This window comes from Paenibacillus sp. FSL R7-0128 (assembly GCF_038002245.1).
Lineage (GTDB): Bacteria > Bacillota > Bacilli > Paenibacillales > Paenibacillaceae > Paenibacillus_AQ > Paenibacillus_AQ silagei.
This window is the reverse complement of sequence record NZ_JBBOCD010000001.1, coordinates 7373936-7391246: the sequence shown is the minus strand read 5'-3', so window position 1 is coordinate 7391246 and position 17311 is coordinate 7373936. Positions and strand designations below refer to the sequence as shown.

The window sequence follows — 17311 nt, the reverse complement described above, 5'->3', positions numbered from 1 at the left end:
AGGGACTCGGCGCAGGCTGCTGCCCGCCGGCTCAATTCACCCGGGAGGCAGGGATGAGCATTGCATTTTCTAATCCAATTATCCGGCAAGCTGCTTCATCTCAAGAAGAAGTCCATTGCCTTTATTATTCTGGCCTTCATTCTTCTCAGCGCAACCATCGCCTTCCTGCTGGAGCCGGACACGTTTCATAGCTGGTTCAACGCCTTTTATTGGGTGATGACCACCATGGCTACCGTCGGGTATGGCGATTACTTTGCCGCTACCGTCACAGGCAAGGTGTTTACGATTTTCTTATATATCTTTGGCATCGGTCTGCTCAGTCTGGTGATCGGCAAGATTATCGATGCCATGGGCGAGATGCAGCGCAGGAGAGGAGCCGGAACGTTGACCTTTCACGGACAACATCATGTCGTGCTGATTAACTGGAACCGCAAGACACAGGCGGCAGTAGATGAGATTCTGTGTTACGACAAGGAATGCAAAGTGGTCATTATCGATGAGAACGGACGGCATCCGCTGGAAGCCATGGAGCAGGTCCACTTCATCAGCGGCGATGCGGCAAGCGATGACATTCTGCTGAAGGCGAATATCGGGAGCGCCAGAGCAGCGATTGTGTTCAGCGACACCCGTATCGACGAAGCTTCCTTAAGCGACGGCAAGTCGCTGCTGATTGCTTCCAGCATTGAGCGGATTGCCCCGCAGGTACATACTACCGTAGAGATTATGCAGGAGAAGAACATTAAGAACTTCAAGCATGTGCAGGTGAACGAGTTCGTGCTCTCCCATGATGCGATCTCCAGACTGGCGGTGCGCTCTGCGCTGCAGGAGGGCAATTCTGAGGTGATCACCCAGCTGCTCAGCCGCGAGCACGGGGATGATATCTATGAGATTCCCCGCCGCAGCGGCTGGACAACCTATGGGGAGGCCTTTCAGGATCTGCTGCGTCAGGGGGCGACTCTGCTGTCCGACCGGGGCGACCTGGGCATTAACCGCAAGCTTGACCGGCCGATTCCGGCAGACGCCAGACTCTACATCGTCGCCGATGAGGCCACGTACCGGAGAATTAAAGAGAGCTAGAGATAATACCTAAGCATTCATAAGAGCTGTTCCGGTCATTAAGACATGGAGCGGCTCTTTTTTTTGGCGGAAAAGGAGAAATATGTGAAGGCGACACATAATGTTCGAACAAACAGTAAATAATGTGACAATAATTACCGTTATATTAGTATGGATCAATTGGTAGTTGTCATTTAAGGATGTGATCGATTGGAAAGCAGATATAGCAAGGCTGCTGTTCTGGGGATGTCGCTGCTCCTGCTAACCTCCTGCGGCGGCAATCAGGCCGGACCGGCGCCATCCTCTCCCGTCTATACTCCGGCGGTCTCTCCCGCAGGGACTACACGGCCGGATGAAGCGCCGCAGCTTGAGCCTACACTGGAACAGCAGGAATTATACCATTTCATAAATACGCAGCTTACAGGACCCGACGGGGTATATACGAATCTGAAGGAGACCTCTGAATCGGCAGAGGTGGCTACCGGTCATGAGATTCTGAGCGAGTCCGCTTCTCTCCTGATGGAGACTGCGGTCCGGACCCGCAATCAGGAGCTGTTCGACCGGCAGTGGAAGACGGCCCGCAGAATCTTCGATATGGAGGGCGGCTTCAGCTACCGCTACAGTCCCAGGCAGCAGAAGCGTTACCCCGTGAATGCAGCGGTGGATGACCTGCGGATGATCGGAGCGCTATATGAGGCGGGGCAGGCATTTAACCAGCCGGAATATACCAGAGAAGCCGATAAATATGGAGAACGTTTCTATAAAAACAACACTAAAAAAGGTTACATTTATGACATCTATGACAATTATTTGAAAATGGTCAACGGATTCGTAACTTTGTGTTATATTGATCTGAGTGTATTGCAGAAATTGTCGATATCTAGCGAATTACAAGAGAATTTGTTGAAGAATATGAGCGGTATTTTGGAGGAGGGATATTTGTCCGATTCTTTTCCATTCTATGAGACCCGCTTCGATTACAAGAGCGGACAGTACAGCTCTGAAGGCATCAACTCGGTAGAATCTCTGCTGACAATTCTTCATCTGGCAGAGATCGGCCGCGAGCGGCCGGCAAGCATCAGCTACATCAAAGCTCAGGTCGCAGCGGGAACCTTGTTCGGACAATATACACGTGAGGGCAAGCCGGCTAATGATATTCGTTCAACAGCGGTCTACGCGCTCACAGCCATGATTGGAGCTGTGTTGGAGGATGGTGAGCTCTATCAGTCCAGTATGGACCGGATGAATGAATTCAGGGTGACAGATCCTCTGAGTCCGCTATATGGCGGCTTCGGTGATCCTGCCTCCGGGCAGGCCTACTCTTTTGACAACCTGATGGCACTGCTGGCGTACTCCTATAAGGCTCCATAATATAACCAAAAAGGGGAATCGGAATGATAAACAACCTAGAGCTTACATCGACCCGGCCCGGTATCACGTTGGCTGGCTTTCGGATTACTCCGGCCTTTGCCGCCGCGTTCTGCGTGCTGCTGGTGACGGCTATTTCGCTGTTTACCTCCCCTTATATCGGCATGGCGGATAATGGAGACTTTTACCGGATTATCTATAGCAACGGCCTTTATTTCAATGCTCCGGACTATGACAGCCAGTACTTCGGCTATTTCGTGAAGCAGTTCGGAATCTTTCAATATTTCAACGAGAACAGCACGATGGTGGTCTCCTCCCAGTCCCTGTTTATCAAGCTGGCTATTTTCGTCAACAAGCTGTTTTTCAGCCGCGAGGTCTTCGATATCCGCTTCCAGGCTGCAATCTACACCTTGCTGTATGTTGCCGCAGTGTACTTGCTGGTTGAAGCGATCACGCTGAAAATGTCACCAAAGCGGGGGATGGCAGTCGCGGCGCTTGCGGTGTTCATTTTCGGGGATACAGGCTACACCAACTACTTCAGCTCCTTCTTCGGCGAGAGCCTGGTGATGGTGACCATGATTCTGGTGTTCGCCTCCTGGCTGCTACTGTACCGGAAGAGATACAACGATTATGCCATGCTGGCGATCCTGCTGATCAGCACCCTGATTCTGACCACCTCCAAGCAGCAGAATGCTCCGGTGGGGATGGTGATTTCCCTGCTCTCGATTCCGCTGGTGCTGATCCGCCGGGACAAGCTATTCCGCTGGGTGACACTGCTGTCGGCCGGTCTGATGATGTTCGCCGGAATTGCAACGTATCTTAATATCTCCAAAGAGTTCGTGAATATTAACCAGTATCATGCGATGACGCGTGGGGTGCTGATGGAATCCAAGAATCCGGAGACTGCGCTCGGTTCCTTCGGGATCAATGAACAGTACGCGATTCTCAAAGAGAATACGTACTATGACCAATACGGGACGGTGGATGTGAAATCCGAGCTGCTGGATAAAAATTTCTACAGCCGTTACGGCTTCGTCTCCATTCTGACCTATTATGCTTCTCACCCGAATGAGCTGGGCTCAATCCTGGATACGGCTGCTGAGAGTGCCTATAAAATTAAGCCAGCGGCTATGGGGAACTATGAGCTGTCCGCAGGCAAGGAGTTCCGGGCACAGAGTCATTTCTTCAGCTTGTACAGCACACTTAAGGAGAAGCTGGCCCCTCGTCCCTTCGCCTTCATTCTTCTCTGGATGGCCGTAACGATAGGGGTCTATATGCCATCGTTCGTCCGGTCCATCCGTACCCGGGATTTCCGGGGGATGCAGCGTCTGCTGGTGATTCTGGCAACGATGCTGGTCGGACTGTCGGGTATCGTAGTCTCCATTATCGGGGCGGGTGACGCGGATATTGCCAAGCATGAATTCCTGTTCACCCTGGCCTTCGACCTGATCATCTTCCAGACGGCTGCGAGCGTAATCGGCCGCGGAATCTCATCACGCAGATCGGTGCCGTCTGCGCCGTCTGCACGGCCGCTCAAGGAATATCCGGCACTGAATAAAGGGGTGGGCATGTGAGACGCAGAGGAATCGTCATTCTGCTGTTCATTGTATTGGCGGGTGATCTGCTGCCGTCTGCCGGTCCGGCATCCGCTGCCGCTTCTCCGGCTCCGGCGCAGCGGATTCTGCTGCTGTTCGACAGTCTGGCGAAGAATTCAGGCCAGCAGGGGAATGTGGCCGAGCTGCAACGGCTGCTTGCCGCCTACAGCGCACAGGTCACGCTGAAGCCTATTTCCTCTTATGAGCCGGGCGGCATGAAGGGCTATTCCGGCGTGATCACTGTGATTAACAATGATGAGCTTGAGATTACGAATCAAGACTACCTTCAGGAAGCAGCCGGGTACAAGGGGGCTATGCTGCATGTTGGATATAGACCGCCTGCCCGGATGCAGCAGACGCTGCGGTTGAAGACCGGGGTATGGCATAGAGCGGGCGCAAGCCTCTCCATCGGCGGATTCACCGGAATCCCGGTGGAGGTCGAAGGGATGCCATATATCACCGCTTCGGACGCGGGGCGTTCTTATGGAACGTGGTCCTCATCAGATGGGGGGGCGCAGCTGCCGTTTGCGGTAAGCAGCGGCCGCTCCGCTTACCTGCCTTATCTGAAGCAGGGCGATTTCACAGCTATAGCTGCGGCCTATGTGCTGAAGGATTGGCTGCACTATACCGCACAGCCGCAGATGTATCTGGTCATCAAGGAGATCTATCCCTTCTCGGATCTGAATCTGCTGGAGCAGATGGCAGACCGCCTGTATAGAAGCGGTATTCCCTTCATCGCCAGTGTCCGTCCGGTATTCGCGAATACGGATTTCCCCGCTATGAAGCGGTATCTGGAGGCGCTCAGAGCCGTCCAGTCCCGCAACGGCAGCATCGTGGTCAATGCCCCTGCGGTCAGACCGCCGATTAATTCGAATGACCGGTCCCTGCGCGGGAAGATGAATCAGTTCATTAATGTGCTGGCGGAAGGGGGCGTGGCACCGCTCGGCGTTGCTGCCGAGAGCTACTGGACGTATGACAAGGAGTATTCGGCCGCAGGCATGGGGTTCTTCAATTCGGCGGTGCTCTTCCCGGACGGAGAGACCCATTATATGGAGCAGACAGACACCTCAGCGGCCTTCTCTTCTTCTCTGTACAGTCTGCCCCCGGCGCTGCTGCAGGGAGTTGGCAGAACAGGAAAGGCGATGCCGGAGCTTCCGCTGAATACGGCGGTGACGCTGGACCTGCCGGAGGATGAGCGCGGGCTGGAGGAACTTCTGCAGAATCTGAATGCGGAATGGTATACCTTCGCAGACTATAAGCAGGAGGCGCATACGGTCCGCACGGATAAGCACACTCTTGAATCTGCTGACGGGGTGATCCGCTTGGATGGCAACACACTGGATGTCGATTATACCCCGCAGAAGGTCGCCGTTGATTTCCAGTACAAGGAGAAGCAGGCGACAAGCTTCAACAGACTGTTCAGCGTGCAGAATCAATTCTTCATCATCGTGATCCTGGCTGCGTTGCTCTTGTTCGGCGGCCTGCTCACTATCGGCTACAGAATGTACCGCAGGAAATATTTGAACAAGTAATCCGGGAAAAATATAGCGAGTTTAGGAGAATACTATGACGATCTCAGACGTATTGATGGTGATCGCGGTCATCTGTATCTGGTCCCTGCTGCTGGTGAATGTGATGCTGATTATAGCGGGGTATCTGTACTACATTCAAACGGAAAACGAACCGGTGCCTGAGATTACCGGGGAGCATCCCATGGTGACGATTATGGTTCCTGCTCACAATGAGGGGGTCGTCATCAGCAAAACCGTGGAATCCCTGCTGGCACTGGATTACCCGCATGACCGGTATGAGATTATCGTCATCAATGATAATTCGTCAGACAATAGCGCTGAGCTGCTGGATGCTATCCAGCAGCGGAATCCGCAGCGCAAGCTGATCATTATCAATACGGACGCCGTCACAGGCGGCAAAGGGAAATCCAATGCGCTCAATATCGGCTTTACCCGCAGTAGCGGGGAGCTGATTGCGATCTATGATGCCGACAATACGCCGGAGCGCACGGCGCTGAAATACCTGGTGGCAGAGATTATGAATGATGCCTCCCTAGGGGCGGTTATCGGCAAGTTCAGAACCCGCAACCGGGATGCCAGCCTGCTGACCCGGTTCATTAATATCGAGACTCTGTCCTTCCAGTGGATGGCGCAAGCAGGGCGCTGGAAGCTGTTCAAGCTCTGTACGATCCCGGGAACGAACTTCATTATGCGCCGGACCATTGTCGAGAGTATCGGCGGCTGGGATGTGAAGGCAATTGCCGAGGATACGGAGATCAGCTTCCGCATTTATATGATGGGCTACCGGATCAAGTTCCAGCCGAAGTCGGTCACCTGGGAGCAGGAGCCGCAGACGGTGAAGGTATGGTTCAAGCAGCGGACACGCTGGGCGAAGGGCAATATCTATGTCATTGTGAAGAACCTTCCGCTCCTCATCGACCGGAAGGCGGCGAAGATCCGCTTCGATATTCTGTATTATGTCTCGATCTACTTCCTCCTGCTGATCTCGCTGGTCACCTCGGATATTCTGCTCGTGCTGCATGCCATGGGGTATGTACATACCACCATCGCCGGGCTCAGCAGCTTCCTGTGGCTGCTCGCTATTGTGCTGTTCGTGGTGGGGATCTTCGTTACCCTGACCACAGAGAAGGGTGAGATGAGCCTGTCGAACCTGTGGATTATTCTGCTGATGTACGTCTCGTATTGCCAGCTCTGGATGGTAGTGGCCGCTTACGGGCTGTACAACTATTTCAAAGACGTTATCTTCAAACGGGAAGCCAAGTGGTACAAAACCGAGCGGTACTAGTGCGCCGGAGGTCCAGAAATAAGATGTCAGGAGATACGGAACATGATGAAAAAACAGATCCTAACAGTGCTGCTCTGCCTCTCCCTCTTCCTGGTTCAAATCCCTGCGGCACAGGCGGCGGTGCTTCCCGGTGAAGCGGGAGCAACGTATGAGACGCTGTTCACCAGCGATGTCTCGCTGAGGGGCTCCAGCTCCCAGCAGCAGTTCTTCACAGTCATGGATTACTGGAATGTGGATCAAGTGATGATCAATCTGCAATTCCAGACCTCACAGATCAGTGAGGATAAGCTGTCGAGCGTAACACTGTCGCTGAACGGCATTCCGTTCTATTCCTTCCGGCCGTCCCTGGACAATAACGGGCAGCAGAGCCTGAGTGTAGAGGCGCCCAAAGGCTTCCTGACTAAGGGCAGCAATACGCTGCGGATACAAGGGAGCTTAAGAACCACGACGGGCGGCTATGAACTGTGTAATATCGATGATATGCAGGACAGCTGGCTGCATCTGTTCAACACCTCGAACATTGCTGTGAATTATACACCGAAGCCCATTACTGGAGGCATTCAGGATTTCAGTGCCAGATTCTCAGGAATGGATACGGTAAAAAATGAACAAAGCCTGCTCGCCGTGCCGCAGAATGCCAGCGGGGCAGAGCTGGAAAGTGCTACCTACGCCCTCTCGGGATTCGCCAAAGGCAACACGCTGAACGACAGAACCATTCCGCTGCTGCCTTATCGCGAAGATACCGTCAAGGACAAGAGTGCAGTAGTGCTGGTAGCTACGTATGATCATCTGCCGGAACGAATAAAGAAGCTGGTGAGTACGGCGGACGACCTCGGCACCCATGCGGTCATTCAGCTGGTGAACAAGGATTCCCTGCCTACACTGGTGGTGACCTCGAGGGACGAGAGCCTGCTGATCAAGGCCGGACGGCTGATGGCAAGCCGGGAGCTGATGAGCCAGCTCCGCAAGGATCTGAAGGTGGTTACTAATGCTACCGATGTAGTGAACCCTGCGCCGGCCATCAGCTCGAACATTACGTTCACGGAGACGGGGGACAAGCTCACCGGGCCCAACCATCAGGAGCAGACGTATTTCGTCTCTCTCCCGTCCAACCGCTCCATTGCGGATGACGGCAGAATCAGCCTGGATTTCCGGTATGCGGCGAATCTGGACTTCAACCGTTCCCTGGTGACCGTGAGCATCAATAATACGCCCATCGGCAGCAAGAAGCTGACGAAGGAGCTGGCCAACGGTGATGTGCTGAATCTGAATGTGCCGCAGAGTCTGAATATCTCCGGCAACTTCACCGTGACGGTGGCTTTCGATCTGGAGCTTGCGAGCATGCTCTGTACTCCGAACAAAGAGGAGATGCCGTGGGCTTATATCAGCAAGGAATCGCTCATGCGCCTGAACACGAAGGACCGCACCGACCTCCTGCTGAGCAATTACCCGTATCCGTTCCTGCGGGACGGCATCTTCAACCGTGTGGCGGTGGTGCTGCCGAAGGAGAGGGATGATTACACCTACCGGAGCCTCGGGAATGTCTTCAATATGCTCGGGCAGTTTGCCGGAGGAAATACCGGTGATGTCCACTTTTACAGCGATAACGCAGGAGCGGATAACCTGAAGGACAACAATATTATTGCGATCGGGAGCTATAAGAATAATAAGGTGATCCGTGACAACAACGGCAAGCTCTTTTTCAAGTATAACAAGGACGGGTCAACCCTCCTCTCCAATGAGAAAATCGCCCTCGACGAGCAGTACGGAGCCGCCATCGGCACGCTCCAGCTCCTGGAATCCCCTTACGAGAGCGGACGCGGCCTGCTTGCGGTCACTGCGGTCAGCTCTGAGAGCTACTTCGTAGTCTCCAAGCTGATCGGGAGCGAGAAGGACAGGTGGAGGGTGTACGGTGACGGCGTTGTGGCGGATAAGGACGGCACGGTGAATGCCTACCGCTTCAAGACGGTCTCCGGCGCTAAGACGGACTCTCTGGTCTCGCGGGTGATGGAGCGCAGCGATGTACTGGGCTTCGTGACCGCAGCGGTGATGATCGTGACGCTGGTGGTCGTGGCGCTGATTCTGATGCTGCGCAAACATAAGAAGAAACGTGGTGATCAAGCGTGAGACGTAACCGCAGCAGTCTAACCTCGGATCTGGGCTTCCTGGCCTTTCTGGTTCTGATCTTCGCCTGCATCGTATATATCGCGGGCTCACCGGATAACTACGTCCAGAACATTATTATTCTGAATGTATCGTTCATCCTGGCGCTGGTCACGTATTTCACCACGGTCACGGCGGGACTGACGCTGAATCTGGCGTTTGTCTTCGGCTACGGCTTCTTCGTGGTCTATCAGACGGTATCGCAGGGCGCATCGATCGGTGTAGAGACATATTTCTGGCTGATTATGACCCCGCTGCTTACGGTGGTGCTGTGGGTCTTCACCTCAAGCACCCGTGAGCTGCAGGCGGAGAATGAACGGCTGCTGAAGCGCACGAATAATCTGGCTGCGGTGGATGAGAATACGGATCTGCGCAACAGCATTTCTTTTCAGAAGGACGCCAGCCTGTTCACCGGAATCTCGGTCCGTTATAAAATCCCGCTGACGCTGCTTGTGGTGAAGGTGAAGTACTGGAATGAAATCCGCCGCCTGATCCCGGAAGAACAGCTGTCCGAAGCCATCTATGATGTCTCCCAGCTCAGCCAGTCGAGCATTCGTACCAATGATGCGCTGTATCTGCTGGACAAGGAGGATGCTACCTGGGGCCTTCTGCTCTTCACGGACCGGGAAGGGGCCAAGATTGTCATTGAGCGGATCAAACAGCGGCTGCAGGAACTGAATGACTCGGAGTTCTCCGGCAAGTACAAGGTCACCCTGGGGCTGAAGATCGGTGCAGTGGAATATGCGGCGGACACCATCGAGAATCCGCTGGATTTCATCGTCCAGGCCAAAAAGGAACTGGAATACGATGTATAATGAGTGGGAGCAGGAAGTCCTGCAACCAATCTGACAGGAGGACTGGACGATGGATTTGGGTCTTGAGGGGACAGTCCCTGCTGATCGACGGCGGAATGGTAAAATCCCTCTAGGACAGGCTCTTGACTCAGCGGCTCATTTCACGTATGATAGTATGGCGTGTAAAAATCGGAAGATTTACGCATCTCCCTTTGTCTAACCGGATTTTTAAATAGACCAAGAGATGGCTTCAATAATTCTTCATAAGTTGTATCCGTATGGAAAGGAGGTTACTACAATGAAACAAGGCATACACCCTAAGTTCAACCAGGTTATTTTCTTCGATGCTAGCGTAGGCTACAAATTCCTTAGCTCATCCACCAAATCATCCGGTGAAACTATGGAATGGGAAGACGGCAACTCTTACCCGGTGATCCGTGTAGACTCCAGCTCTGCATCCCACCCGTTCTACACAGGTAAACAAAGAGATACCGAAACTGGCGGCCGCGTTGACAAGTTCAAACAACGTCTCGCTCAGAAGAAATAATGGTATTGCTATAGAGGATATTCCCGCATCCATGCAGATGGTGAAGGAGTATCCTCTTTTGTTTTGTCCGGAACCTTAGGTACCGGTAGTATTTTTTGGCAGAATGATTCATTTGTGCGAAAGAGTAGGATATAATAAGGCAAAGCAATCTCAAAAATAGGAGAAATATGACATGCCGTGGATGCAGGGTTATCCGTTTTACTTGGTAATGGGCAGCGTTCTAAGTCTCTACATGGGCATCGGTTCTTACAAGCACCGTCATACACCAGGAAGATGCTATTTATGGATATTGATGCTGCTGGTCAGCATGATCTTCGCGGCTACGGCCGGAGAGATTCTAACGGATTCCTTCGAGGCGAAGCTATGGTGGAAGAATGTGCAGCAGGGCCCGCTTTTTTTGAGTGCGATCTTCACCTATGCGGTTATTAAAGAGTATGTATCCCGTTCCTCTGAGGGTTTGTCCAAGAGGCTTATTTATTTTTGTATCCCGGTGGCGGTGGATGTGCTGCTGATCTTCACCGACTCTTACCATCATCTGATGCGCAGCGAGGTCGGACTGGCTACGGTGGCCGGTGTTACCGGAATCGTAGTGAAGCCCACGGTGCTCAGCATGATCCTCATCGCGTACGATCAGTTATTCGGACTGTATGCTGTATATCTGCTGGCCATCTCTCTCCTGAATGGGCCTAAGTATTATTTCCGCCATAATGCGCTGCTGTTATTCAGTCTGCTGGTCCCGGTCCTGTCGGTGTTCCTGCTTCCGCTGCTGCAGATTACGATTACAGGCTTCACGGCCTTCACTTACCTGCCGCCCATCGTGGCCGCTTACCTCACCTTGTTCCGCGATCCCAGACTGTCCTTATATCCGCTGGCTAAGAATAAAATCTTCGAGAATATGAAGGACGGCATCGTCCTGACAGACCGCTACGATTACATAATGGATGTCAATGAGGCGGCGGATGCTATGCTGTCCGAGCTGCTGGAGGAGAAGCCGGAGACCTGGATGGGCACAAGCATTCAGCCGCTGCTGAGGCAGCACGGGCAGCTGTCGGCCTGCTATGCGCAGCGGAGGGAGGGACAGTTCGAAATCGAGCCTCCCGGCCGGAGCGGGTCCTGCTATGGGGTTGCGCTCATTGCCACAGAGCAGGTCCGGGCGAAGAGTACGGGAATGCTGCTGGTCTTCAGTGATCTTAGCGAGAAGAAGAGGTATGAGCGGGAGCTGCTGCATCAGGCCACGGTGGACGATCTGACCGGGCTGTACAACCGCAGGCATTTCATGAGGCTGGTGCAGAGTTACTCCGCACAGATCGGCGCGGGTATGGCCTTGCTGCTGTTCGACATCGATGATTTCAAATTAATTAATGATACATACGGACACATGGCCGGTGATCAGGCACTGGTGGATTTGTCGGGCAAGATTATGCAGGTATATCATGACAAAGGAATTGCCGGGCGCGTAGGCGGCGAAGAGTTCGCCGTCTGCTTCTTCGCCGGCAGCGAAGCCGCGGCCTTGAAGGAGGCGGAGAGCTTCCGTACCGCTATGGGCGAGCACATCGTGGAGCTGGACGGGGGGCATCACATCCAGCTTACGGTGAGCATCGGCATCGCTTTTACGGATCAGGCAGATGTGACCTTCGAGGACCTGTACCGCGAGGCGGACGAGGCGCTGTACCTGTCCAAGGCCACGGGGAAGAACCGGGTAACCTTAGGCCGTGAGCCTATGGTGCGTCAGGCAGCTAAGGGGTAGGCGTCAGCTTCAGGACAGCGCTGCTGCGGTCATAATGCATCGCTACGCCTAGCTCGGAGCATAGCGCATCCAGCGGAACCATGACCTTCCCGTTCCGCAGTTCCGGCGGAGTTCCGGTAAGGAGAACCTTCTTCCCATTCACGGTCAGAATCATCGGCGGCTCGAATTGCTTCAGCTGCTGGATGGACAGCTCTGGGGTTAGGGTCCGGTTCCCTTCATTGATCCGTGGAGCGTTCAGTGTGGTTCTGGAGCTCAGGCCCAGCCCGATATTGAATTTCAGACGGATGCCGAGTGAATCGCAGACTTCCAGCAGCTTGTCGTTATAGGAGCCGTAAGGAAAAGCGATAGCCGAATCGGTATTGCCCAATTCTTCTTTCAGCCTGCGCTCTGCATGAGCCAGGTCCCCGGTTACTCTTCTGTAGTATTCTTCATTCAGTTCATTCCGGTTCTCATCATGAATGTACAGCAGGGAGCTCGCCGCCGGGCGGGTGCCGCCCTCTGCATCGACTTCGGCGTAATAATGCAGATTATACGTATGATTATAAAAGCCCATTCCGGCGCGCTTCATCTCCCGCATCTGCTCCCAGGTCAGCTTGGGCACCTGACGCTTACTAGCGTTGTCTACATCAGAGACAATGATGAAGTTCACTGCGGTGTAGCCGTACTTTTGCAGAATGGGAAACGCCAGCTTGTAAAAGCTCTCATAGCCGTCATCGAACGTCAATAGAACCGCATTATCGGGAACCGGCGCGCGGTCCAGCATGAATTCCCGGTACTGCTTCATCGTAATGACATGGAAGCCCTCCTGCTTCAGGAGCTGCATCTGCTCATCGAACTGTGCCGCGGGTAATACGCCGGGATAGAGCATTAACGGGTCTTTCGTCAGATGGTGATACATGAGTACCGCCACATGATCCTTATAGTACACCCCCTTGGGGAGCGGAGCCTCCTTTTCCCAGCCAATACGCGCATTAAGAATACGTTCAGCGAGGTCTTTATCCACCATCAGCTTATGATCCGCTGTCAGTGCATAGGCATATGTCTTGAATTCGACTCCATCAAGGCCGGTAATGCTCAGCTTGGTCATTGCTTTATGTCTAAAAGGCACAGGCAGGAAGACCACCACCAGCAGCAGCAGGATGAGGATATAACGTGTTTGCGGTTTGTGCAGGTTCAGTTTCAATGTCCGATTCTCCCCATCTCCCGAATATTAAGATAATAATAAACCTATAACGTCTGCCAAGACAAAAATGTGACAGGATCTTAACTAAGCGGTGTGGTTTTTGTAAGGTCTGTGGTGGTAATTAGAAATATAGTAATATCAATATATTAACAATTTGCCGATTAGCAGATACTGGGGGGCGGCTATGGAGGATTTCAGAGATCGGATGAGGGCTGTGCAGCAGCAGCAGGACGGGCTTTTGAAGGCATACCAGTCTTTAATTGAAGAATACGAGAGCAGTGATCTCGTCCGCGAGAACGAAGTGTTAAGACGGGAAAATGGGGAAAACAGGCAGAGCCTGGCGGAGCTGAAGGCGCAGGCCGCGAGGCTTGAGCGCGACAACTCGGAGCTGCGGACTGCGCTGGCGGAGCAGATTCTGGATGAGAAGCTGGGTATTCTCCGGGTATCGCGGCAGAAGCTGCAGACTTATTTTGCCTCACGGGATCATGCGTACCTCGACCGGCTTACGTCCTTCGAGCAGGACGCCAAGCGGCGGATAGAGGAGATGTACAGTATCGGGGCCCGCGAGCTGGGCCAGGAGAAGACCCAGATCACTTATATATTGGATGAGGTGCAGGCGAAGCTGAATGAGAGTATCCTGCTGCGCAGACAATGGCAGCGGGAGGCAGAGCGTTCGCTCAGGGGGACGATGGACAGCGGGCTGGATGATTTGGCTGCTGAAGGAGTTGACGAGGAGACCCTGCAGCGCCGCCGCAAGCAGAACCGGATCGAAATGAAGATTGGCCTGAACTGGATCAACCGCCTGGGGATTCTGCTGCTGATCCTGGCAGTGGGCGCCGGGTTCAGATACACCTACTCCACCTGGTTCAATGATTATATGAAGGGCAGCGCTTTCTTCCTGCTGGGGGCAGTCATGCTGGCGGGCGGGGAGTGGCTGTTCCGCAAGGGGCGGGGAGCCTTCGCTCTGGGTCTGATTGGCGGCGGGGTGTCGGTGCTGTACGGCTCGATATTTTACAGTTATTTTCTGCTGGAGATTATCGGGTTATGGGCCGGGATCGGCCTGTCGGTGCTGGTCACGCTGTCCGCTGTGCTGCTGTCGCTGCGCTATGAGTCACGGACGATCTGTTCCATGGGGCTTGTAGGGGGTTATCTGCCGCTCTTCTCTTATATGGGAGCCTTCGGGCTGGAGGGCAGTGCAGTATATGCGGCGATGGGGTATCTGTTCGTGCTGAACCTGCTGATTCTGCTGATCTCTCTGCGCAAGCGCTGGGTGGTGGTCAATTACATCAGCTTCCTGTTCAACACGCCGTCTATCCTGGTGCTGATTTATCTGGCAGACAGCTACGCTGCGGGCATTCTCTGCACTGTGCTGACCTTCGCCATGTATCTGGGGATTACACTCTGGTATCCGTTCAAGTTCAAGACGAAGCTTAACTGGCTGGACTTCGGCCTGCTGGGCTGTAACACGCTCGTTAGCTGTATGACACTGTATCTTCTGTTCCTGAATGCCGGGCTGGATGATTTCACAGGCGCGCTGGCGCTGGCCTTCTGCCTCATGTATCTGGGGCTTGGTGTCCTTCTGGAGAAACAGATGCCGCAGGAACGCGAGAGCCGTCTGCTGTTCTATGTCACCTCACTGACCTTCGCCATTCTGATGATTCCGTTCCAGCTGGGAGCGGCCTGGTGGTCCATCGGCTGGCTGGTGGAAGGCGTGGCGCTTGCGGTCTACGGACATCTGTACCGCTTCAAAATGGTAGAACGTGCAGGCTGGGGCATCCTTTCCCTCTGTCTGCTAACCTTCTTCGGATTCGACGTTTTGCTGCAGCTCTCTGATTATAATGCGGTAATCTACTACACGAACTCCTATTTCGATCTGAAGTATACATTTATTACCGCGGGTATGGTGATTGTAGCCTTATTGTATGCCATCCGTTATTCGAATCAGGAGACGCTGCTCCGCAGCACACCTGCGGAGGTGCAGGCTACCGTCTGGTTCAAATATGCGGCTATCGTCAATTTCTACGGGTATATGGTGTATGAAGCATTGCGCCTGTATGACTGGATGATGCCGGGGGATATGGCGCACAATGCCTTTTACAAGCTGCTGCTGGCAGGTCTGCTTACCTCTGGACTCGCTTATGCGCTGCCGAAGGTGAACGTTCTGTATGACAGAGTGGTCGGCATCATGGTCCTGGTGCTGCACGGGATCGCCTATGCGGTCTGTATCGGCATCACGTTCGGTCTGCCCAGTCTTCCGGAAGGATGGTCCGGCAGCACTGCCGCAGATGTTGTGGCGCTGGGTCTGCTTGTTCTGTTCAATGTGTTCGTGTGGTTCAGCAGTGCAAGGCTGTTGCGGACAACGCTGCTGCGCGATTACAAGAATATAGAGCTGTACCCGGTAGCTATGGGCATCTATCTGCTGGTGATGGTTACGGCGTTCCTGGGGGTGCAGATGCAGGTGCGTGACGGCGGGCTGGCCTTCAGTCTGCTCTATCTGCTGCTGGCTGTGATGTTCATTATGTATGGCTTCTGGAAAAGATACCTGTATATCCGCCGCTTCGGACTGGCGCTATCCCTGCTGGCAACCGGCAAGCTGCTGCTCTATGATTTGACCCTGCTGAACACCGGCAGCAAGATCATCGCGTATTTCAGCTTCGGACTCTGCCTGCTGGGAATATCCTACCTCTACCAGCGGATATCGGTCAGAATGGAGGAAGCTTATGCACTCGAAGAGAAAGACAGGACAGAGAGCTAGAGTGGCGGCTGTGCTGCTCGCTGTATTGGGCGGACTTGTGCTGGGTCCCGCCGCTTTCCCGGCGCACAGTGCAGCAGCGGCATCTGGCGAAGCGGAGAAGACGGGCGGCGGACAATGGAAGTTCTCACGTGAAATCTCCGTCCCGGAGACGGCTCCTTACTATGAATTGTACTTGGATGAAGCGGTGTACCGCTCGGCGGCAGAGGACTTGCGCGATCTGCGTATACAGGACAGCACCGGCGCTCCGGTTCCCTATTATATGGAGAGCGGAGCAGAGAAGGTGGAGGAGCATAGCGCGATCTATGCCTCGGAATTGATCCACAAGGCAGTGAAAGGGACGGATACCCTGCTGGATTATCAGATTAAGCCGCTTGCCGAGCATGTCGATATTCAGGGGAACCGCCTGGTGTTCGAATTGCCTGCGGAATCCTTCCTGAAGCATGTGGAGGTGTGGGGCGGCTATGACGGGCAGGCCTGGGAGCAGCTTGGCACAGGGGATCTGTATGCCACGAACGGGTTAAGTGCGGACAGCATCACGCTGGAGCGCAGCTACAAGTTCAGTTATTACCGGCTTGTAGTGAAGAACAACCCGGAAGGACTGGAGTTCCCCGGCCTGACGCTGGTGGACAGCAGCCGGGAGTGGAGCACGGCTGCATTCATGCGGCAGAAGACACCGCAGACGGAGATTACGCAGGTGGAGAACCGTACCGAGATCATGATAAGCAACACGGACCGGCTGAAGATTGGGAAGGTGATGCTCGGCAGCGCCGGGAATTTCCTGCGGCGCTATGAGTTGTATGACAGCACCGGGAGCAAGCTCCCGGTCACCGGAAGCGGGGAGCTGTACCGGCTGGATTTCAAGGATACCCGGATCTCCCGGACAGAGATTCAGCCGGTTACGCCAGCCTCTTCGGATTCCCTGCGGGTGGTTATCTACAATCTGGACGATGCCCCCATCTCTATCACGGACCTTAAGATCGAATATCTGGTAGACCGGCTTGTATTTGCGGGAGGGGAGAAGACGCCGTATTACTTGCGCTATGGCAACACGCTGGCAACCGCTCCGCAGTATGATATTATTAATTTCAAAGACCGGATCAGCGGGGAGAAGCTTGTGCAGGCTGCGCTTGGCGCAGAGACCCGGGTACCGGTAACGGCAGCAGAGCCGCCCGGCACAAGCTGGTGGCTTCAGGGCCGCTGGGGCTTCAATGCCATTATTATTGTGGTCTCGCTATTGCTTATTTTTATCGTAGCCCGCAAGCTGGGCCAGGCGAAATAGGAGATGC

Annotated in this window: 12 protein-coding genes; 11 read left to right on the top strand and 1 reads right to left on the bottom strand. The window is 54.0% G+C overall.

Annotated elements, in window-relative coordinates; translation table 11 throughout:
* Nucleotides 1-60 precede the first annotated feature (60 nt).
* The 9 genes from NST26_RS31600 to NST26_RS31560 all read left to right on the top strand — a co-directional run bounded on the left by NST26_RS31600 (nucleotide 61) and on the right by NST26_RS31560 (nucleotide 12087).
* Nucleotides 61-1077: a potassium channel protein gene (locus NST26_RS31600; RefSeq protein ID WP_339252165.1), complete on the top strand. Its 1017-nt coding sequence runs from the start codon at nucleotides 61-63 to the stop codon at nucleotides 1075-1077.
* Nucleotides 1078-1266: 189 nt separating this feature from the next.
* A complete protein-coding gene (locus NST26_RS31595; protein WP_339252163.1) occupies nucleotides 1267-2427 on the top strand; it encodes a hypothetical protein in 1161 nt (386 codons plus the stop codon).
* 23 nt (nucleotides 2428-2450) lie between these two features.
* On the top strand, nucleotides 2451-3998 hold the full coding sequence (gene wsfD / locus NST26_RS31590; protein WP_339252161.1) for a glycan biosynthesis hexose transferase WsfD: 1548 nt from the start codon (nucleotides 2451-2453) through the stop codon (nucleotides 3996-3998).
* The gene (locus tag NST26_RS31585; RefSeq protein ID WP_339252160.1) at nucleotides 3995-5551 is read left to right on the top strand and encodes a hypothetical protein; all 1557 of its coding nucleotides are present in this window, start codon (nucleotides 3995-3997) and stop codon (nucleotides 5549-5551) included. Before wsfD ends, NST26_RS31585 begins: the two co-directional genes overlap by 4 nt.
* A gap of 34 nt (nucleotides 5552-5585) precedes the next feature.
* Entirely contained in the window at nucleotides 5586-6836 is a 1251-nt protein-coding gene (locus NST26_RS31580; protein ID WP_036722729.1) for a glycosyltransferase family 2 protein, read from the top strand.
* 42 nt (nucleotides 6837-6878) lie between these two features.
* On the top strand, nucleotides 6879-8963 hold the full coding sequence (locus NST26_RS31575; protein ID WP_340980672.1) for a cellulose biosynthesis cyclic di-GMP-binding regulatory protein BcsB: 2085 nt from the start codon (nucleotides 6879-6881) through the stop codon (nucleotides 8961-8963).
* Nucleotides 8960-9814 (top strand): diguanylate cyclase domain-containing protein, encoded by an 855-nt coding sequence (locus NST26_RS31570; protein ID WP_076081509.1) that lies wholly within the window; start codon nucleotides 8960-8962, stop codon nucleotides 9812-9814. The genes NST26_RS31575 and NST26_RS31570 overlap by 4 nt, the downstream gene beginning before the upstream one ends.
* 277 nt (nucleotides 9815-10091) lie before the next feature.
* A complete protein-coding gene (locus NST26_RS31565; RefSeq protein WP_036722727.1) occupies nucleotides 10092-10340 on the top strand; it encodes a type B 50S ribosomal protein L31 in 249 nt (82 codons plus the stop codon).
* A 172-nt stretch (nucleotides 10341-10512) separates the two neighbouring features.
* Nucleotides 10513-12087: a sensor domain-containing diguanylate cyclase gene (locus NST26_RS31560; RefSeq protein ID WP_036722726.1), complete on the top strand. Its 1575-nt coding sequence runs from the start codon at nucleotides 10513-10515 to the stop codon at nucleotides 12085-12087.
* Here NST26_RS31560 and NST26_RS31555 read toward each other — a convergent pair.
* Nucleotides 12077-13270, bottom strand: coding sequence for a polysaccharide deacetylase family protein (locus tag NST26_RS31555; protein ID WP_340980670.1), 1194 nt, complete (start codon nucleotides 13268-13270; stop codon nucleotides 12077-12079). The two genes, NST26_RS31560 and NST26_RS31555, sit on opposite strands and share 11 nt — an antisense overlap.
* A gap of 184 nt (nucleotides 13271-13454) precedes the next feature.
* On the opposite strand from NST26_RS31555, the gene NST26_RS31550 reads away from it, so the two are divergent.
* A complete protein-coding gene (locus NST26_RS31550) occupies nucleotides 13455-16025 on the top strand; it encodes a DUF2339 domain-containing protein (protein ID WP_340980669.1) in 2571 nt (856 codons plus the stop codon).
* Entirely contained in the window at nucleotides 15991-17304 is a 1314-nt protein-coding gene (locus tag NST26_RS31545; protein WP_340980667.1) for a DUF3999 family protein, read from the top strand. The genes NST26_RS31550 and NST26_RS31545 overlap by 35 nt, the downstream gene beginning before the upstream one ends.
* Nucleotides 17305-17311 lie beyond the last annotated feature (7 nt).